The sequence below is a fragment of the Streptomyces sp. NPDC048603 genome, from assembly GCF_043199475.1.
Classification (GTDB): Bacteria; Actinomycetota; Actinomycetes; order Streptomycetales; family Streptomycetaceae; genus Streptomyces.
The window spans coordinates 158231-176270 of sequence record NZ_JBICVY010000016.1; the positions used below are offsets into that span (position 1 = coordinate 158231).

An 18040-nucleotide genomic window follows, 5' to 3' on the forward strand; every position below is an offset into this window, starting at 1 on the left:
TGGTGCGCGCCGGCGGGCGGCTACTCCTGCTTCTTGCGGCGGGTGCCGAAGACGATCTCGTCCCAGCTCGGGACCGCCGCACGGCGGCCCGGGCGGACGCCGTCCGCCTCGGCCTGCCGGTCCGTGGTGCCGGTCAGCCGTTCGCGGTGCCCCGCCACCGTGCGCGGCATGAGGACGTCCGCGTACGCGGACCCCGCCGATGCCGCGGGCGGAGCGGCTGCGGCCTCCTCGCTCTCCTCCGCGTCCGGGGCCGGTTCCGCCGATGCCGCGGGCCGCTCCGGGACGACCAGGTCGCCCCGGAAGCTGGGCACCGCCTCCAGCAGGGAGGTCAGCGAGTCCCGTTCCTCCTCCGGCTCCGGCGGCGGCGCGGGCGCGATCGCCGGCAGCTGGCGGTCCAGGGCACGGTCGAGCGGCCGGTCCCGCGGCAGCCGCGCGATCCGCGGCACGAACGGGAAGGTCGGCTCCGGCGCGGACGGCAGGTCGTCCGACTCGCCGATCAGCCTGCGGGCCTCGTCGTCCACGGCCACGACCAGCCGGCGCGGCGGGTCGTACGTCCAGCTCGCCGAATGCGGCTCACCCGCGACCCGGTAGACCAGCAGCACCTCCCAGGTGCCGTCGTCGCGGCGCCAGGAGTCCCACTGCACGGTGTCCTTCTCGACCCCGCGCAGCAACAGCCGTTCCTGCACGGCCTCGCCGAGCTGCGGTCCGGTGCTCTCGCCGGGGCGCCGTACGGGGGTCTTCCGGGCACGCTCGGCCATGAAGGCGCGCTCGGCCAGGACCGGTCCCTCGAAGCGGCGGACGCGGTCCACCGGGATGCCGGCGAGCTGGGCGACCTCCTCCGCGGAGGCACCGGCACGTATCCGGGCCTGGATGTCCCGCGGGCGGAGGTGGCTCTCCACCTCGATCTCGATCTGGTTCAGCCGGGCGCGGTCGTTCCGGACCGCCGCCCGCAGCCGTTCGTCGATCGGAAGCGTGTACTCCGTGCTGTCCGCAGCCTTGAGAACCAGTCGTGTGCCGTCATTGGAGACGGCCACGACACGCAGTTCGGGCATGGGGACCTCCCGGGTGGTGCCTGCCGACGTCACGTGCGTCGCTGCTTCCGCTAGTCGAGTGTGGCCTGCCCGGGTGCAGCCTGCCACAACCTTGCCGAGTTAAACCGGCGTGTCGGGCATGCGCCCTTGATCGCCGTTATGGCACGGTTACCTGTTGGCCACTCACAGTGACCGAGTGGTCACTCTGCGCAGCAGGAACCCGTGCGATAGTGCGTCATCGCCGGTTTCGAGCGCCGTTTCTCCATCGTCGGCCCCCTCTCCCGGGTCCGGACATCCGTGAGGATGGACGGTCCCAGGGTTCGCCACAGTACTCCATTCGGGCCACCTGGGTGGACCGCCGCGCCGCCGAACTTGTGCGGGGGCTGGGTCGTTGTGCGCCCGGCTGGGTCGATATGCCTGCGGACAGGGCCGATTCGGGGTGTCCTGATTCACAGAATCCACAGAAGTGGAACTATCTGTTTCGCCCATCTGTCAGTGGCTGCCCGTTCACTGCCGGGACGCTCTCCGCCGACTGCCCGTCCGCCGCCCGTCCGGCGTCGTGACCCCTGCGGCCCGGGGGAGCTCCCCGGACCGCGCGGGAGGCGGTCCTGACCCCGGGTCAGTCCCCGAGCACCCGCCTCAGGTAGTCGTTGGCGAACCGGCGCTCCGGGTCCAGCCGGTCCCGCAGCGCGGTGAACTCGCCGAACCGGGGGTATGCCTCCGCGAGGTACTCCGCGTCCCGGGTGTGCACCTTGCCCCAGTGCGGCCGGCCGCCGTGGGCGGTGAAGATGCGCTCGGCCGCGGTGAAGTACGCCTGGTAGGGCGTGCCCCGGTACATGTGGACGGCGATGTACGCGGTGTCCCGCCCCGACGCGGTGGACAACGCGATGTCGTCCGCCGGGGCGGTGCGCACCTCCACCGGGAAGCTGATGCGCAGGTCCGACCGGTCCACCAGGTCCTTCAGCTCGCGCAGCGCCTCGACGACCCGCTCGCGCGGGAGGGCGTACTCCATCTCCACGAAGCGCACCCGGCGCGGGCTGGTGAACACCTTGTACGGGATGTCCGTGTAGGTGCGGGGGGAGAGGGCCCGGCTGGCGATCCGGGCGATGGAGGGAATGGCCGAGGGGACGGCCCGCCCCAGTGAGTTGACGGCCTGGAAGAGCCCGTTGGAGAGCAGCTCGTCCTCGACCCAGGCGCTGACCGCGCCGGGCGGGGCGGCCGGGCCGGCGCTGCGGTTGTTGCGCTTGGTGTTGCAGTTGCCGGTGTGCGGGAACCAGTAGAACTCGAAGTGCTCGTTCTCCGCGTGGTGCTGCTCGAACTCGGCGGTGACCCGGTCGAAGCGCATCGGCTCCTCGCGGGCGGTCAGGAAGAAGAGGGGCTCGACCGCGAAGGTGATGGAGGTGACCACGCCCAGCGCGCCGAGCCCGATCCGGGCCGCCGCGAAGACCTCGGGATTCTCCTTCTCGGAGCAGCTGATCAGGCTCCCGTCCGCGGTGACCAGTTCCAGACCGCGGATCTGGGCCGCGATGGAGGCGGAGTCCCGGCCGGTGCCGTGGGTGCCGGTGCCGGTCGCGCCGGAGACCGTCTGCTCCATGATGTCGCCCATGTTGGTCAGCGACAGGCCCTCCCGGGCCAGGGCCCGGTTGAGGTCCTTGAGCGCGATCCCGGCGCCCACCGTGACCGTTCCGGCGGCCCGGTCGACCGAGAGGATCCCGGCCAGGGCCTGGGGCCGTATCAGTACGCCGTCGGTGACCGCGGCCGCGGTGAAGGAGTGGCCGGTGCCGACCGCCTTCATCCGCAGCCCGTCCTCGGCGGCCCGGCGGACCGCCTCCTGAAGCTCCCCGACCGACGCCGGGGTCACCACACGGGCGGGTGTGGCCGAGACGTTGCCCGCCCAGTTACGCCACTCGGTCCCGTACTTCGCTGCTGTCGCCGTCCCCATCGGTAGAGGGCTCCTCCCCTTGCGCCGGCCTCGTCAGCCGGCGGTAACCCGCGAACGCCACCGCCGCCGCGGCCGCTCCCGCCGAGATGGAGACGACGTATCCGGCGCGCGCCCCGGACATGTCGGCGACCTGCCCGGTCAGGGACGACCCTGCCGCGACCCCGACCGCCAGTCCGGTGCTGATCCAGGTCATGCCCTCGGTCAGCTTCGCGCGTGATACGTGCTTCTCGATCAGGGCCATCGTGGTGATCATCGTGGGAGCGATGGCGAGGCCCGAGACGAAGAGCGCCACGGCCAGAAACGGCAGGTTCCCGGCCAGTAGGAGGGGGATCATACTCACGGCCATGGCCAGTACGCCCAGGACCCATCGGGGTTCGGCCCGGCCCTTCAGCTTCAGCAGGCCGAAGACGATCCCCGCCACCATGGAGCCGAACGCCCAGATCGCCAGGACGATCCCGGTGAGGTTCTTGTGGCCCAGTTCCTCCGCGTACGCCAGCGTCGCCGTGTCGATGGAGCCGAAGATGGCGCCGGTGGCCACGAAGGTGAGGGTGAGGACCTGCAGGCCGGGGGAGCGCAGCGCGGACGTCTTGTCGGTCTGCTCGGCGCGCGGGTGCGGCTCCGGCTCGGTGGCGCGCTGGGCGGTCAGCCACCACACGCCGACCAGCAGGAAGGCCGCGGCGATCAGCGGACCCGCCTCGGGGAACCAGACGGTCGACAGGGTGATCGAGATGATCGGGCCGAAGATGAAGCAGATCTCGTCGAGCACGGACTCGAAGGAGTACGCGGTGTGCATCTGGGGCGTGTCCCGGTAGATGGCCGCCCAGCGGGCGCGGGTCATGGAACCCACGCTCGGCACGCAGCCGGCGATCACGCAGCAGACGAACAGGGTCCAGTCCGGCCAGCCCTGCGAAGCGGCCACCAGCAGGACCGCGACGGAGAGGAAGCAGACCAGCGCGGCCGGCCGCAGCACCTTCCGCTGTCCGTGCTGGTCCACCAGCCGGGAGATCTGGGGGCCGACCGCCGCGGCGGAGAGCGCGAGCGTGGCGGTGAGGGCACTGGCCAGCCCGTACCGGCCGGTGAACTCCGAGATCATCGTGAGGATGCCGACCCCGACCATGGACAGCGGCAGCCGCCCGATGAATCCGGCGGTGGTGAACGCCGTGGTGCCGGGGGCCGCGAATATCGCGCGGTAGGGACTGGGCAAGGCGTGCCCTCCGTAAGGGACGTGGTCAATCCGAACAGATTACGTTCGCGCGGTTCAGGGCGCACGGGCTGTCCAGGCAGCGGGATCATGAGAAGTAAGGGTTACCTTACCTGCCAAATGGTGAGGGTCGCCTAACCTGCGGAATTCCAGCGGGCCGGTTACCGCCGGTCGGCGGCGGGTGGCAGGATTCCAGACATGTCTGACCAGCGCCCGAATCCCGGAGGCGGACCCGCCCGCCCCTACGACGCCCTTCTGCTGCTGTCCTTCGGCGGCCCGGAGGGACCCGACGACGTCGTGCCCTTCCTGGAGAACGTCACCCGCGGCCGGGGCATCCCGCGGGAGCGCCTCAAGGAGGTCGGACAGCACTACTTCGGCTTCGGCGGGGTCAGCCCGATCAACGCGCAGAACCGGGAACTGCTGGACGCGCTGCGCAAGGACTTCGCCGAGCACGGCCTGGACCTCCCGGTGTACTGGGGCAACCGGAACTGGGCCCCGTACCTGAACGACGTGATGCGCGAGATGGCCGCCGACGGGCGCCGCCGCATCGCCGTCCTCGCGACCAGCGCCTACGCCTCGTACTCGGGCTGCCGCCAGTACCGCGAGAACCTCGCCGACGCGCTGGCGCTGCTGGAGGCCGAGGGCTTCGACCTGCCACAGGTGGACAAGCTGCGGCACTACTTCAACCACCCCGGCTTCGTCGAGCCGATGACCGACGGGGTGCTCGCCTCGCTGGCGTCGCTGCCCGAGGACGTCCGTGACGGCGCCCGCCTGGTCTTCACCACCCACTCGATCCCGACGGCCGCGGCCGACACCTCCGGCCCGGTCGAGGACCACACCGAGGGCGGGGCCGGCGGCGCCTACGTCAAGCAGCACCTGGACGTCGCCGAGGTGATCGCGGGCGAGGTCGCCAGGGTCACCGGCGTGGACCGCCCCTGGGAGCTCGTCTACCAGTCCCGCAGCGGGGCCCCGCACATCCCGTGGCTGGAGCCGGACATCTGCGACCGCCTGGAGGAGCTGCACGGGGCCGGCGCCCCGGCGGTGGTGATGGTCCCGATCGGGTTCGTCTCCGACCACATGGAGGTCCTGTACGACCTCGACACCGAGGCCACCGCCAAGGCCGCCGAACTGGACCTGCCGATCCGCCGCTCGGCGACCGTCGGCGCCGACCCGCGCTTCGCCGCGGCCGTGCGCGACCTGGTGCTGGAGCGGGCCGCGCGGGAGCGCGGGGAGCCCGTGGAGCGGTGCTGGGTGGGCGCGCTGGGGGCGTCGCAGGACCTCTGCGCGGTGGGCTGCTGCCCGGCGCGCGAGGCGCGTCCCGCGGCCGCCGGCCTCGACAGCCCGTACGCGTGAGGGCCGCGGAGATGCCGAACGCGGAGAACCCGGACGCGGAGATGCCGGACGAGGACCTGAAGCGGGAGCTGCTGGAGCTGGCCCTGGAGGCCGCCCGGCGGGCCGGCGGTCTGCTGCGGGACGGCCGCCCGGCCGACCTGTCCGTTGCCGCCACCAAGACCAGCGCCGTCGACGTGGTCACCGAGATGGACATCGCCGCGGAGAAGCTGATCACCGGCTTCCTGGCCGAGCGCCGGCCCCAGGACGGGCTGCTCGGCGAGGAGGGCTCGGACAGCGAGGGCACCAGCGGCGTGCGGTGGGTCGTGGACCCGCTGGACGGCACGGTGAACTACCTCTACGGCCTGCCGAGCTGGGCGGTGTCCATCGCGGCCGAGTACCGCGGCGAGACCGTCGTGGGCGTGGTGTACGCCCCGATGCGCGGGGAGACGTACCAGGCGGTGCTCGGCGGCGGGGCCTGGCTGGACGGCGTACGGCTGTCCTGCCGCCCGGCGGCGCCGCTGGACCAGGCGCTGGTCGCGACCGGTTTCGGCTACCTGCAGGAGCGGCGGGCGCACCAGGCGGAGGTCGCGGCCCGGGTGATCCCGCTGGTGCGGGACATCCGGCGGGGCGGATCCGCGGCGGTCGACCTGTGCGACGTGGCCTGCGGCCGGGTGGACGGCTACTACGAGCGCGGACTGAACCCGTGGGACCTGGCCGCGGGCGAGCTGATCGCCCGCGAGGCGGGCGCCTCGACCGGCGGCAGGCCGGGCGAGCGGGCCTCCGGCGAGCTGGCGATCGCGGCGACCCCCGCGGTGTTCGCCTCGCTGCAGCCGCTGCTCGACGAAGCCGGCGCCTGGCACGACTGACCACGGGGCCGGGAACGCCCTCAGGAACCCCGCGTACGGCCGCAGGGCGCGTGGAAACGGCGACGGGGCCGGTCCGCCCCCGAGGGTGGGCCGGCCCCGCCACGAAGGCGAAGCGCCGTCAGGCGGCGTTCACGTGCACGCCGTGTTCCGCCGCGAGGCGGTGGAGGTCGTCCAGTTCGCCCTGTTCGAGCTCCGCCAGGAAGTCGTCGCCCGATTGGCGGGCCCGGTCCAGGTCGGACTGGGTGGTGTGGATCCGCTGCAGGAGCCCTGCGGTGAATGCGTCCATGGTGGTTGCGCCCCCTCTTCGTGGCACGGAGGTGTCCGGGAGGTAGGTGATCGGGTGATCGGGGTGTGCAGTCGTCCTCCCCAGCACCCTGGACCCAGAAACCTCGTGAAGCGAGGGAATCCTCACCTCCGCCTCACCTGCGCCGTACCTTCGCACCACCTCCGCATCGCGTACGCCTGACGTCCCCCTGACGTCCACCGCCCCGGCCACCGCCCGGCGTGGAGGGGCCGTACCGCCGCCGTACTCCGCCTTACAGCCGGTTTACGGCCGAAACGGGCAGGATGTATGGCGGAATCGACCCTGCCCGCCCCGGGCACATGAGGAAGGAAATCGACGTGCGCGTACTCGTCGTCGAGGACGAGCAGCTGCTCGCCGATGCGGTGGCCACCGGACTGCGCCGGGAGGCCATGGCCGTCGACGTCGTGTACGACGGCGCGGCCGCCCTGGAGCGCGTCGGCGTCAACGACTACGACGTGGTCGTGCTCGACCGGGACCTCCCGCTCGTGCACGGAGACGACGTCTGCCGCAGGATCGTCGAGCTGGGCATGCCCACCCGGGTGCTGATGCTGACCGCCTCCGGCGACGTCAGCGACCGGGTCGAGGGCCTGGAGCTCGGGGCGGACGACTACCTGCCCAAGCCGTTCGCGTTCAGCGAGCTGACCGCCCGCGTGCGCGCGCTGGGCCGGCGCACCACCGTCGCCCTTCCGCCCGTCCTGGAACGGGCCGGCATCAAGCTGGACCCGAACCGCCGTGAGGTGTTCCGGGAGGGCCGCGAGGTCCAGCTGGCGCCGAAGGAGTTCGCCGTGCTGGAGGTGCTCATGCGCAGCGAGGGCACCGTGGTCTCCGCCGAGCAGCTGCTGGAGAAGGCGTGGGACGAGAACACCGATCCCTTCACCAACGTGGTCCGGGTGACCGTGATGACGCTGCGCCGCAAGCTCGGCGAGCCCCCGGTCATCGTGACCGTGCCCGGCTCCGGATACCGGATCTGACGCGCGTGGCCACGACCCCGGCACCACCCGCGGCACCGCCGAAACCGACCTGGGACCCCGGCCCGCCCGAGGGTCCCTTCCCTTGGCTCAGGCCGACGATCCGGATACGGCTCACGCTGCTCTACGGCGGCATGTTCCTGATCGCCGGCATCCTGCTGCTGTCGATCATCTACCTGCTGGCCGCGCAGACGATGCGGGTCGGCAGCCCCGTCCCGTTCAAGATCATCGGCGGGCAGGACGTCAAGGTCACCAGCAGCACCTGCCCGGCCGTCGACCTGGTGCGGACCGCACGGGAGCTCAACGACGCGGTCGCCGCCTGCATGGACGTCCAGCGCAAGCACGCCCTGGACGACCTGCTGAGCCGGTCGCTGATGGCCCTGCTCGGCCTGTCGATCATCGCCTTCGCCTTCGGCTACGCGATGGCCGGCCGGGTGCTCTCGCCGCTGGGCAAGATCACCCGGACCGCCCGCCGGGTGGTCGGCTCCGACCTGACCCGGCGGATCGAGCTGGACGGCCCGGACGACGAGCTCAAGGAGCTGGCCGACACCTTCGACGAGATGCTGGACCGGCTGGAGCGGGCGTTCACCGCCCAGCAGCGCTTCGTGGCGAACGCCTCGCACGAGCTGCGGACCCCGCTCGCGATCAACCGGACCCTGCTGGAGGTGCACCTCTCGGATCCGGGGGCCCCGGTGGAGCTCCAGCAGCTCGGCAAGACCCTGCTGGCCACCAACGAACGCAGCGAACAGCTGGTGGAGGGCCTGCTGCTGCTGGCCCGCAGCGAGAACCAGATCGTCGAGCGCAAGCCGGTGGACCTGGCCGAGGTCGCCTCGCGCGCCATCGACCAGGCGCGCGGCGAGGCCGACGCGCTGGGCGTGGAGATCCGCGGCGAGCGCGCCCCTGCCGTGGTCCAGGGCAACGGCGTGCTGCTGGAGCGGATCGCGCTCAACCTGGTGCAGAACGCGGTCCGGTACAACGTGCCGGAGGGCGGCTGGGTGGAGGTCATCACCGAGGCCGCGCACGGCCAGGCGGTGCTCGTGGTCTCGAACACCGGCCCGGTGGTTCCCGCGTACGAGGTCGACAACCTCTTCGAGCCCTTCAGACGGCTCCGTACGGAGCGAACGGGCAGTGACAAGGGTGTCGGCCTCGGGCTGTCCATCGCGCGCTCCGTGGCGCGCGCACACGGCGGCCGGATCCACGCAGAGCCCCGGGAGGGCGGTGGCCTGGTGATGCGTGTCACCCTGCCGATCTGACGCAGGACCCCGCTGTTCGCTCCGGGCTGAAATCCGGAGCGGGCGGCAGCCCGGACTCCTGTGTGATCGATCACAGTGCGTCGTGCCTGCCCCGGCACGTTCCGTGATGCGCCGGGCGCCGGAACGCCCGGGAAAGTCCGGGTTTCCGGCACCTCGAACGGCGGAAAATACTCGGGGTGGCGTCCGTGCAGCCGGTTTCCGAACCGTGTACGGTCCGCCTCGACATATCGGCCCATCGCCCCTTCAGGCGGGCGGCCGGGTGTCGATTGAGTAACAGACCTTGATGTGAGGCAAAATCTCCGCCTCAGGTCGGGCACAAGTCCGGCCTCTCGCGCGTTACGTGCGCTGAGACACCGCTAACACCCAGAGGGGGAGAGCGAAAAATGGCAACGGACTACGACACCCCACGCAAGACCGACGACGACGTCGACAGCGACAGCCTCGAAGAACTCAAGGCCCGGCGCAACGACAAGTCGGGCACGGTCATCGACAACGACGACTTCGACGGCGTCGAGGGCCTGGAGCTGCCGGGCGCGGACCTCTCCAACGAGGAGCTGGCCGTCCGGGTGCTGCCCAAGCAGGCCGACGAGTTCACCTGCATGAGCTGCTTCCTGGTGCACCACCGCAGCCAGCTGGCGCGCGAGAAGAACGGCCAGCCCATCTGCCGCGACTGCGACTGAGGCTGCCGGCCGTGACAGGCGCGACGCCGTCCCGCAGGCGCTTTTTCCGCAGGCAGGGTGACGCGGTGGAGACGTATGTGGAAGCCACGGGCCCGGAGACGGGCCCCGGCGTCCCTGACGTGTCCACCGGGCCGGCCGGACTGCCGGCGCCCGTGCTGCCCGGAGAGGACCCCGGCAAGGCCGCCGGAGGCCGTCTGAAGGCGGTCCGCAGCGGCATGCGCAAGGGCGGCGTGACCGCCAAGGCGGTGGTGGGCTACATCGCCGACCGGATCATCGAGATCGCCCCGCGCGTTCCGGTGCGCGACCTGGCGAAACTGCGTGCCCAGTTCCCGGGCCTCGGCCCCGATCAGCTGGCCGACAAGCTGATCGCCGGCGCGGCCCACGGGTCCTCGGCCGTGGGCGCCGGAATCGGCGCGGCCGCGATGCTCCCCGCACCGCCGGCCATGCCCGCCGAGCTGGCCGCCGAGATCACCGGAGTGGCGGCGATCGAGCTGAAGCTGATCGCCGAGCTCCACGAGGTCTACGGGCAGCGCCCGCCGGGCGGCCTCAGGGAACGCAGCATGGCGTACCTGACCTCGTGGACGGAAGAGCGCGGCATCGACCTGACCAAGCCGACCACGCTCAACGCAGCGCTCGGCGGTCAGATGAAGCGCGAGCTGCGCCAGCAGATCATGAAGCGGATGTTCCGCAACCTGCCGAACCTGATGCCGTTCATGGTGGGTGCGGCCGTGGGCGCGGTGATGAACCGCCGCGACACCAGGAAACTCGCCGAGAAGGTCCGCGGCGACCTCCGGAAGCGGGCCGTCCCCTGGGACGCGCTGCCCGCGCTCCCGCCACTGGAACAGCCCGAGCGCCCGCTCGGCCCCGGCCCGGAGGACCCCAAGGCCCTGCAGGGCCCGAACGCCGGCCCACCGGCCTGAGCCCACACAGCCGGGCCGCCCGGCCCCGGGCCTGTCCGGCCTCAGGCCTGTCCGGCAGATCAGGGTCGGCCGGGCCCTGGGGGGTGCCTCGCCGATCACGCCGCGAGCTGATCCGGCCTGATCGACAAGACGCCCCCTAGCGGGCGGCAGCCGTCCGGGCCGCGGTGATCGCCGCCGCGAGGGCCGCCGGCTCCCGTGTGGAGAGGTAGACGTACGGCGTCGGGTCCTGCGGGTCGGAGACCTCGACCCGGACCGCCGTGGGCACGTAGCTCCGCATCAGCATGAAGGCCCGGGGGTCCGCCTTGTACGTGCGCCACGCGCGCGCCTGCTCCGCGTCCAGCACCTCCGGCTCGCCCAGTGCCGAGACCGGGATGCGCGCGTCCCCCGCGGCCAGCACCCCGTTCACCACTCGAACGCGAGCGCTGCCGTACGCGCTCGCCGCCAGGCCCGCCAGGGCCGTGCCGCCGACCAGCCCGGCCAGCAGCGGCAGGGTCCCCAGCGGCAGCAGCATCAGGGCGCAGGACAGCCCCAGCAGGACCGAGATCCCCCACCAGGTGCGGGGAGCGGTCAGACGCTCGTCGTGGTGCGCGGACGGGCCCGCGGCGGGACCTGCGGGAGGGCCGGCGGGCGGGCCTGCGGGGGAAGGGGGGACGTGCTGCATGTCCCCAAGCTTGGCACGGGGCGACCGGCGGGTAGCCGCGCGGGTAAGGTCTCCGCCTGTGAGTGGACGAAACCCAAGCCTGACGCCCCCGGCCGATGCCACGGCGCCGGTCCGGCACCCGGACGCCCCGGCTCCCGGGGAGCTCCTCGGCGCGCACTACGAGCACTGCTTCGGCTGCGGTGCCGGGCAGCCGCACGGCCTGCACCTGGAGGCCCGGGCCGGGGACGGCGTGAGCGTCACCGCCGAGTTCACCGTCAAGCCCGCCCATCAGGGCGCTCCCGGTCTCGCCCACGGCGGGGTGCTGGCCACCGCGCTCGACGAGACCCTCGGCTCGCTGAACTGGCTGCTGCGGGTCATCGCGGTCACCGGCCGGCTGGAGACCGACTTCCTGCTCCCGGTCCCCGTGGACACCGTGCTCCACCTGTCGGCCGAGGTCACCGCCGTCGCCGGGCGGAAGATCTACTCCACGGCCGTTGGCCGGATAGGCGGCCCCGAGGGCCCGGTCGCGGTGCGCGCCGAAGCCCTCTTCATAGAAGTCAAGGTCGACCACTTCATCGAGAACGGCCGGCCCGAGGAGATCCGGAAGGCGATGGCCGACCCGGACCAGGTCAGGCGCGCCCGCGCCTTCGAGGTGAATCCCTGATGGCCCAGTTCTTCCACGCCCCCGTCGACGTACTCATCAAGAGGGTCGACCCGGAGGTGCCCATTCCGGCGTACGGCCACCCCGGCGACGCCGGCTGCGACCTGGTGACCACCCGGGCCGCCGAGCTCGCCCCCGGGGAGCGCACCGTACTCCCCACCGGGGTGTCCATCGCCCTGCCCGACGGCTACGCCGCCTTCGTGCACCCGCGGTCCGGACTCGCGGCCCGCTGCGGGCTCGCGCTGGTGAATGCCCCGGGGACGGTGGATGCCGGGTACCGTGGGGAGATCAAGGTGATCGTGGTCAATCTCGACCCGCGCGAGAGCGTCCGGTTCGAGCGCTTCGACCGCATTGCCCAGCTGGTTGTCCAGCGGGTCGAGAAGGTGCGCTTCCACGAGGTGGCGGAACTTCCCGGCTCGGCACGGGCCGAGGGGGGTTTCGGCTCCACCGGCGGTCATGCGGCTGTGGCCGGAAACGGCGCTGGTCAGCAGGGTGGGAATGGCTACGCTTCGGTCGTATCCGACCGGGAAGGACAGTGACGTGTTCGGACGTCGCAAGAAGAACAGCTCCGTCAAGGACGGTGGCGCGGCCGAGCAGGTCGCGGGCGGCGTCGGGGCGGAGGAAGACCTTTACTCCGATGAGGCCGACGAGGCTGCCGAGACCGGTGCGCCGCGTCGCGTGAACCTGCCTCCGGCCCCGCGGCCGGACGGCCCGTGGGACGTCTCCGAGGTGCCCGGCGACCCGGCCGAGGGCCGGGTCGACCTCGGCGGCGTCTTCGTACCCGGTGTCGAGGGCATGGAGCTCCGGGTGGAGGTCGCCGGTGACGCGATCGTCGCCGCGACCGTGGTGCTGCGCGACAGCGCCATCCAGCTCCAGGCCTTCGCCGCCCCCAAGAAGGAAGGCATCTGGGGAGAGGTCCGCGAGGAGATCGCGTCGGGCATCACCCAGCAGGGCGGACTCATCGACGAGGTCGAGGGCCCGCTGGGCTGGGAGCTGCGCGCGCAGGTCCCGGTCCCGCTGCCGGACGGCACCCGGGGCGCGCAGCTCGTGCGCTTCGTGGGCGTGGACGGACCGCGCTGGTTCCTGCGCGGTGTGATCTCCGGCCAGGGCGCCGTGCAGCCCGAGTCGGCGGGTCTGCTGGAGACCATCTTCCGTGACACCGTGGTGGTCCGCGGCGAGGGCCCGATGGCCCCGCGCGACCCGATCGTCCTGAAGCTGCCGACCGACGCCCAGATGGTGCCGGACGGCGTGCAGACGGAGGACCAGGAGGGCTCCCGCTTCTCCGGCGGCATGGGCCAGCTGGAGCGCGGCCCGGAGATCACCGAGGTCCGCTGACCACCCCTCCGCAGCCTGCCCGCAGGTGTCCGACGGGCCGTACACCCCTGCCCGGGGGAGTGCGGCCCGTCGCCGTACGTGATGTTGCCGTACGTGACAATGGGACGCATGGGACAGATGGGGCGCGGACAGCTGCGGATCTACCTCGGTGCTGCGCCCGGGGTCGGCAAGACGTACGCGATGCTGTCCGAGGCACACCGGCGGCTGGAGCGGGGCGCGGACTGTGTGGTGGGCTTCGTGGAGCACCACGACAGGCCGCGGACCGAGGTGATGCTCCACGGGCTGGAGGAGGTCCCGCGGCGGCGGCTGGAGTACCGGGGGGCGGTGTTCACGGAGATGGACGTGGACGCGGTGCTGGCACGCCGGCCGGCCGTGGCCCTGGTGGACGAGCTGGCCCACACCAACGTGCCGGGATCGCGGAACGCCAAGCGCTGGCAGGACGTCGAGGAACTGCTCCGGGCCGGGATCGACGTGGTGTCCACGGTGAACATCCAGCACCTGGAGTCGCTGGGTGACGTGGTCGAGTCGATCACGGGGGTGCGGCAGCGGGAGACGGTGCCGGACGAGGTGGTGCGCCGGGCGGACCAGATCGAGCTGGTGGACATGTCCCCGCAGGCGCTGCGGCGGCGGATGGCCCACGGGAACGTCTACCAGCCGGACAGGGTCGACGCGGCCCTGTCGAACTACTTCCGGCCGGGGAACCTGACCGCCCTGCGGGAGCTCGCGCTGCTGTGGGTGGCCGACCGGGTCGACGAGTACCTGCGCGAGTACCGCGGCGAGCACGGCATCCGGACGACCTGGCAGGCGCGGGAGCGGATCGTGGTCGGGCTGACCGGCGGTCCGGAGGGGCGGACGCTGATCCGGCGGGCGGCCCGCCTGGCGGAGAAGGGCGCGGGCGGGGAGGTCCTGGCGGTCTACATCTCCGCGAGCGACGGCCTGACCTCGGCCTCGCCCAAGGAACTCGCGCTGCAGCGCACGCTGATCGAGGACCTCGGCGGAACGTTTCACCATGTGATCGGGGACCGGGTGCCCGAGGCGCTGCTGGAGTTCGCCCGCGGGGTCAACGCCACCCAGATCGTCCTGGGTTCGAGCCGCCGCAGACCCTGGCAGTACCTGTTCGGGCCCGGCGTGGGGGCCACCGTCGCCCGCGAGTCCGGGCCGGACCTCGACGTGCACATCGTCACCCACGAGGAGGCCGCCAGGGGGCGCGGCCTGCCCGCCGCGCGCCCCGGGGCCCGCCTCGGCCGGACCCGGATCGTCGCCGGATGGGCCGTCGGCATCGCCGGGCCGGCGCTGCTGGCGCTCCTGCTGACGCACATGGACGCCGACCCCGGGCTGGCCAACGAGATGCTGCTGTTCCTGGCGCTCACGGTGGCCGCGGCCCTGCTGGGCGGCCTGCTGCCGGCGCTGGCCTCCGCCGCCTTCGGGTCCCTGCTGCTCAACTACTTCTTCGCCCCGCCGCTGCACCGGCTGACCATCTCCGACCCGGACAACATCGTCGCCATCGTGGTGTTCTTCTGGGTGGCCTCCTCGGTGGCCTCCGTGGTCGACCTGGCCGCCCGCCGCACCCAGCAGGCCGCGCGGCTGCGCGCCGAGTCGGAGATCCTCTCCTTCCTCGCCGGGAGCGTGCTGCGGGTGGGGGTCAACCCGGCCGAGCCGGGGGGAGCGAGCACCCTGGACGCCCTGCTGGAACGGGTCCGGGAGACCTTCGCGATGGAATCGGTGGCCCTGCTGGAGCGGGACGGCGACGTGGGCCCCTGGGTCCCGGCCGGCAGCGTGGGCCCGCACCCGGCGTCCCGTCCCGAGGACGCCGACGTCGACATGCCGGTCGGCGAGCACCTGGCGCTCGCCCTGTCGGGGCGCGTCCTGCCCGCGGAGGACCGGCGCGTGCTGAGTGCCTTCGCCGCCCAGGCGGCCGTCGTACTCGAACGGCAGCGGCTGGTCGACGAGGCGGACCGGGCCCGTCGGCTGGCGGAGGGCAACAAGATCCGCACCGCTCTGCTCGCCGCCGTCAGCCACGACCTGCGGACCCCGCTGGCCGGAATCAAGGCCTCGGTCAGTTCGCTGCGCTCGGACGACGTGGAGTGGTCCGAGGAGGACCGCGCCGAACTGCTGGCCGGCATCGAGGAGGGTGCCGACCGGCTGGACCACGTGGTGGGCAACCTGCTCGACATGTCGAGGCTGCGGACGGGCACCGTCACCCCGCTGGTGCGCCCGGTCGGCCTCGACGAGGTGGTCCCCATGGCCCTGGGCGGCGTACCGGCGGACAGCGTGACGCTGGACCTGCCGGAGAACCTGCCCCTGGTGGAGGTCGATCCCGGGCTGCTGGAGCGGGCGGTCGCCAACGTGGTGGAGAACGCCGTCAAGTACAGCCCCGCCGGGCAGACCGTCACGGTGGCCGCCAGCGCCCTCGGGGACCGGGTGGAGCTCCGGGTGGTCGACCGCGGCCCCGGAGTGCCCGACGAGGCCAAGGAGAGCATTTTTGAACCCTTCCAGCGGCACGGTGACGCCCCGCGCGGCGCCGGAGTGGGCCTGGGGCTCGCCGTGGCCCGGGGCTTCACCGAGGCCGTCGGGGGCACGCTGACCGCCGAGGACACTCCCGGCGGGGGACTGACCATGGTGCTGACCCTGCGTGCCGGGGCGCCCGGGCCGGCGGCGGCCGTACCCGACGGCCCGCGGGCACGCGCACAGGCACACGCACAGGCACACGCACAGGCACACGGACAGGCACCCGGACGGACACGCGCACAGGCACGCGGACAGACCGGCGAACAAGCAGACCAAGAACAAGCAGACCGGCAGGTGCGCGCACCGTCGCGCGAACAAGAGAAAGCAGGACCTCAATGACCCGGGTGCTCGTGGTCGAGGACGAGCCGCAGATCGTCCGCGCCCTCGTGATCAACCTCAAGGCGCGCAAGTACGAGGTCGACGCGGCCCCCGACGGCGCCACCGCGCTGGAGCTGGCCGCCGCCCGTCACCCCGACGTGGTCGTCCTCGACCTGGGCCTCCCGGACATGGACGGGGTCGAGGTGATCAAGGGCCTGCGCGGCTGGACCCGGGTTCCGATCCTGGTGCTCTCCGCCCGCCACAGCTCCGACGAGAAGGTCGAGGCGCTCGACGCGGGCGCCGACGACTACGTGACGAAGCCCTTCGGCATGGACGAGCTGCTGGCGCGGCTGCGCGCGGCCGTCCGCCGGGCCGAGCCGGTGGGCGCGGCCGGCGGGGAGGAGGTGCTCGTGGAGACCGCCGGCTTCACCGTGGACCTGGCCGCGAAGAAGGCGGTCCGCGACGGACGCGACGTACGGCTGACCCCCACGGAATGGCACCTGCTGGAGGTGCTGGTCCGCCATGGCGGCAAGCTGGTCAGCCAGAAGCAGCTGCTCCAGGAAGTGTGGGGCCCGTCGTACGGGACCGAGTCGAACTACCTGCGGGTCTACATGGCCCAGCTGCGGCGGAAGCTGGAGGCGGACCCCTCGCACCCCGTGCACTTCATCACCGAACCGGGCATGGGTTACCGCTTCGAGCGGTAGGGGGTTGACAAGGAAGGGGGCTTCGGGACCTCCGGGGCCGCCGGTACGCTTCCTGTATGAGTGCTGAACCGCGTCCCGACAGGCCCGCGAAACCGGCGAAGCCGGCGGGCCGGTTCCGCCGGATGATCGAACGGCTGTCCTCCACCCAGGAGGAGCTGCATTCGGCGGAACTGCAGGAGGACGCAGAGGCCGCGGGGTGCACGCGGATCTGCGACTGCCACGACCGCCAGATAGTCAAGGTGACCGGAACCCTGCGTACCGTCACCCTGCGGCCGCGCGCGGGCGTGCCCGCGCTGGAGGCCGAGCTGTTCGACGGCTCGGCCGCACTGGACGTGGTGTGGCTGGGACGTCGCTCGATCGTGGGAATCGAGCCCGGCCGGCGCATGATCGCGTCCGGGCGGATCTCGATGAGCCACGGCCGCCGGGTCCTCTTCAACCCGAAGTACGAACTCCGACCGCTGGGACAGGAGCACTAGCCGGTGACGTCAGTGGACAAGCCGACCCCCGGGCAGGCCGCGGCCTCCGCCGATCAGAAGGCGGTGACGCAGGCGGCCCTCTTCGATGCTTTCGGCGGCATCCGCGGCACCCTCGAGACCATGCTCCCGGGGCTGCTCTTCGTGATGATCTACACGGTCAACAAGGACGTGAAGATGTCCGCCATCGCGGCGGGCGCCGTCGCGGTCCTGCTGGTGATCGTGCGGCTGCTGCGGCGGGACACCGTCAAGCACGCCTTCAGCGGGGTCTTCGGCGTCGCCGTGGGCGTCGCCTTCGCCCTCTTCACGGGCACCGCCAAGGGCTTCTACCTGCCGGGCATGATCTACGGCGCCGGCCTCGGCGTGGCCTTCACCCTCTCCGCGCTGGTCGGCTTCCCGCTGCTCGGGGTGGTCCTGGGCCCGGTGTTCAAGGAGAACCTCTCCTGGCGCACCCGGAACCCGGGCCGCAAGAAGGCGTACACCAAGGCGAGCCTGGCCTGGGGCATCATCTTCCTCGCCAAGTACGCCATCCTCTTCCCGCTGTACTGGTGGGGCGACGCGACCCAGCTGGGATGGCTGCTGGTGGCGCTGAAGCTGCCGCCGATGGTGCTGGCGGTGTACTTCACCTGGGTCTTCCTGGCGAAGGCCCCGCCGCCGATCGACGTCTTCGCCGAGATGGAGGCGGAGGAGGAGGCGGAGCGGGCGCGGAAGGCGGCCGCCGCCGGCGCCGAGCGACACGAACGCTGACCCGCGCGCATCCGACGTACACAGAAGAGGGGCGGGGGGGCCCCCCCCCCCCCCCCCCCCCCCCGGGGGGGGGGGGGGGGGGGGGCCCCCCCCGCCCGGGGGGGGGGGGCCCCCCCCACCCCCCCCGCCGGGGGGGCGCCCCCCCCACCACCACACC

General features: G+C 72.4%; 18 protein-coding genes. 13 read left to right on the forward strand and 5 right to left on the reverse strand.

Annotation, left to right across the window (positions count from 1 at the left end; translation table 11 throughout):
- Positions 1-20: 20 nt before the first annotated feature.
- The 3 genes from sepH to ACGFQ9_RS32760 form a co-directional block, all read right to left on the reverse strand.
- On the reverse strand, positions 21-1052 hold the full coding sequence (sepH, locus tag ACGFQ9_RS32750) for a septation protein SepH (RefSeq protein ID WP_393578930.1): 1032 nt from the start codon (positions 1050-1052) through the stop codon (positions 21-23).
- A gap of 598 nt (positions 1053-1650) precedes the next feature.
- Positions 1651-2973, reverse strand: coding sequence for a D-arabinono-1,4-lactone oxidase (locus ACGFQ9_RS32755; RefSeq protein ID WP_393578932.1), 1323 nt, complete (start codon positions 2971-2973; stop codon positions 1651-1653).
- The gene (locus ACGFQ9_RS32760; protein ID WP_393578934.1) at positions 2930-4177 is read right to left on the reverse strand and encodes an MFS transporter; all 1248 of its coding nucleotides are present in this window, start codon (positions 4175-4177) and stop codon (positions 2930-2932) included. Before ACGFQ9_RS32760 ends, ACGFQ9_RS32755 begins: the two co-directional genes overlap by 44 nt.
- 195 nt (positions 4178-4372) lie before the next feature.
- On the opposite strand from ACGFQ9_RS32760, the gene ACGFQ9_RS32765 reads away from it, so the two are divergent.
- Positions 4373-5527, forward strand: coding sequence for a ferrochelatase (locus tag ACGFQ9_RS32765; RefSeq protein ID WP_393578935.1), 1155 nt, complete (start codon positions 4373-4375; stop codon positions 5525-5527).
- Positions 5528-5538: 11 nt separating this feature from the next.
- On the forward strand, positions 5539-6372 hold the full coding sequence (locus ACGFQ9_RS32770; protein WP_393578937.1) for an inositol monophosphatase family protein: 834 nt from the start codon (positions 5539-5541) through the stop codon (positions 6370-6372).
- Positions 6373-6490: 118 nt separating this feature from the next.
- Here the strand turns inward: ACGFQ9_RS32770 and ACGFQ9_RS32775 are convergent, their stop codons facing one another.
- Positions 6491-6658 carry a hypothetical protein gene (locus ACGFQ9_RS32775; RefSeq protein WP_393578939.1) on the reverse strand — a complete coding sequence of 56 codons (168 nt, stop codon included), beginning with the start codon at positions 6656-6658 and terminating at the stop codon, positions 6491-6493.
- Between the two features lie 335 nt (positions 6659-6993).
- On the opposite strand from ACGFQ9_RS32775, the gene ACGFQ9_RS32780 reads away from it, so the two are divergent.
- The 4 genes from ACGFQ9_RS32780 (at position 6994) to ACGFQ9_RS32795 (ending at position 10497) form a co-directional block, all read left to right on the forward strand.
- Complete coding sequence (locus tag ACGFQ9_RS32780; protein WP_393578941.1) at positions 6994-7647, forward strand: response regulator transcription factor; 654 nt, start codon at positions 6994-6996, stop codon at positions 7645-7647.
- A 5-nt stretch (positions 7648-7652) separates the two neighbouring features.
- Positions 7653-8897, forward strand: a complete 1245-nt coding sequence (locus tag ACGFQ9_RS32785; RefSeq protein ID WP_393578942.1) for a sensor histidine kinase — start codon at positions 7653-7655, stop codon at positions 8895-8897.
- 383 nt (positions 8898-9280) lie between these two features.
- Entirely contained in the window at positions 9281-9577 is a 297-nt protein-coding gene (locus ACGFQ9_RS32790; RefSeq protein WP_365101946.1) for a DUF4193 domain-containing protein, read from the forward strand.
- A gap of 11 nt (positions 9578-9588) precedes the next feature.
- Complete coding sequence (locus ACGFQ9_RS32795) at positions 9589-10497, forward strand: hypothetical protein (RefSeq protein ID WP_393578943.1); 909 nt, start codon at positions 9589-9591, stop codon at positions 10495-10497.
- A 136-nt stretch (positions 10498-10633) separates the two neighbouring features.
- Here ACGFQ9_RS32795 and ACGFQ9_RS32800 read toward each other — a convergent pair whose 3' ends face one another.
- Positions 10634-11158, reverse strand: a complete 525-nt coding sequence (locus tag ACGFQ9_RS32800) for a DUF3093 domain-containing protein (protein WP_393578944.1) — start codon at positions 11156-11158, stop codon at positions 10634-10636.
- Between the two features lie 58 nt (positions 11159-11216).
- Here ACGFQ9_RS32800 and ACGFQ9_RS32805 point away from each other — a divergent pair, with 58 nt between their 5' ends.
- The 7 genes from ACGFQ9_RS32805 to ACGFQ9_RS32835 all read left to right on the forward strand — a co-directional run bounded on the left by ACGFQ9_RS32805 (position 11217) and on the right by ACGFQ9_RS32835 (position 17883).
- Positions 11217-11801 (forward strand): PaaI family thioesterase, encoded by a 585-nt coding sequence (locus ACGFQ9_RS32805; protein WP_393578945.1) that lies wholly within the window; start codon positions 11217-11219, stop codon positions 11799-11801.
- Complete coding sequence (gene dut / locus ACGFQ9_RS32810) at positions 11801-12337, forward strand: dUTP diphosphatase (RefSeq protein WP_393578946.1); 537 nt, start codon at positions 11801-11803, stop codon at positions 12335-12337. Before ACGFQ9_RS32805 ends, dut begins: the two co-directional genes overlap by 1 nt.
- A gap of 1 nt (position 12338) precedes the next feature.
- Positions 12339-13133: a DUF3710 domain-containing protein gene (locus ACGFQ9_RS32815; protein ID WP_393578948.1), complete on the forward strand. Its 795-nt coding sequence runs from the start codon at positions 12339-12341 to the stop codon at positions 13131-13133.
- A 117-nt stretch (positions 13134-13250) separates the two neighbouring features.
- Positions 13251-15980, forward strand: coding sequence for an ATP-binding protein (locus ACGFQ9_RS32820; protein ID WP_393578964.1), 2730 nt, complete (start codon positions 13251-13253; stop codon positions 15978-15980).
- The gene (locus tag ACGFQ9_RS32825; protein ID WP_393578950.1) at positions 15977-16663 is read left to right on the forward strand and encodes a response regulator; all 687 of its coding nucleotides are present in this window, start codon (positions 15977-15979) and stop codon (positions 16661-16663) included. Before ACGFQ9_RS32820 ends, ACGFQ9_RS32825 begins: the two co-directional genes overlap by 4 nt.
- A gap of 56 nt (positions 16664-16719) precedes the next feature.
- Positions 16720-17139, forward strand: a complete 420-nt coding sequence (locus tag ACGFQ9_RS32830) for an OB-fold nucleic acid binding domain-containing protein (RefSeq protein WP_393578951.1) — start codon at positions 16720-16722, stop codon at positions 17137-17139.
- Positions 17140-17142: 3 nt separating this feature from the next.
- Complete coding sequence (locus ACGFQ9_RS32835; RefSeq protein ID WP_393578953.1) at positions 17143-17883, forward strand: DUF3159 domain-containing protein; 741 nt, start codon at positions 17143-17145, stop codon at positions 17881-17883.
- Positions 17884-18040 lie beyond the last annotated feature (157 nt).

Excerpts from the sequence above, each read along its gene's own strand:
- sepH (WP_393578930.1), bottom strand. The coding sequence starts at position 1,052 with ATGCCCGAACTGCGTGTCGTGGCCGTCTCCAATGACGGCACACGACTG.
- ACGFQ9_RS32755 (WP_393578932.1), bottom strand. The coding sequence starts at position 2,973 with ATGGGGACGGCGACAGCAGCGAAGTACGGGACCGAGTGGCGTAACTGG.
- ACGFQ9_RS32765 (WP_393578935.1), top strand. The coding sequence starts at position 4,373 with ATGTCTGACCAGCGCCCGAATCCCGGAGGCGGACCCGCCCGCCCCTAC.
- ACGFQ9_RS32770 (WP_393578937.1), top strand. The coding sequence starts at position 5,539 with ATGCCGAACGCGGAGAACCCGGACGCGGAGATGCCGGACGAGGACCTG.
- ACGFQ9_RS32775 (WP_393578939.1), bottom strand. The coding sequence starts at position 6,658 with ATGGACGCATTCACCGCAGGGCTCCTGCAGCGGATCCACACCACCCAG.
- ACGFQ9_RS32790 (WP_365101946.1), top strand. The coding sequence starts at position 9,281 with ATGGCAACGGACTACGACACCCCACGCAAGACCGACGACGACGTCGAC.
- ACGFQ9_RS32800 (WP_393578944.1), bottom strand. The coding sequence starts at position 11,158 with ATGCAGCACGTCCCCCCTTCCCCCGCAGGCCCGCCCGCCGGCCCTCCC.
- dut (WP_393578946.1), top strand. The coding sequence starts at position 11,801 with ATGGCCCAGTTCTTCCACGCCCCCGTCGACGTACTCATCAAGAGGGTC.
- ACGFQ9_RS32820 (WP_393578964.1), top strand. The coding sequence starts at position 13,251 with ATGGGGCGCGGACAGCTGCGGATCTACCTCGGTGCTGCGCCCGGGGTC.
- ACGFQ9_RS32825 (WP_393578950.1), top strand. The coding sequence starts at position 15,977 with ATGACCCGGGTGCTCGTGGTCGAGGACGAGCCGCAGATCGTCCGCGCC.
- ACGFQ9_RS32830 (WP_393578951.1), top strand. The coding sequence starts at position 16,720 with ATGAGTGCTGAACCGCGTCCCGACAGGCCCGCGAAACCGGCGAAGCCG.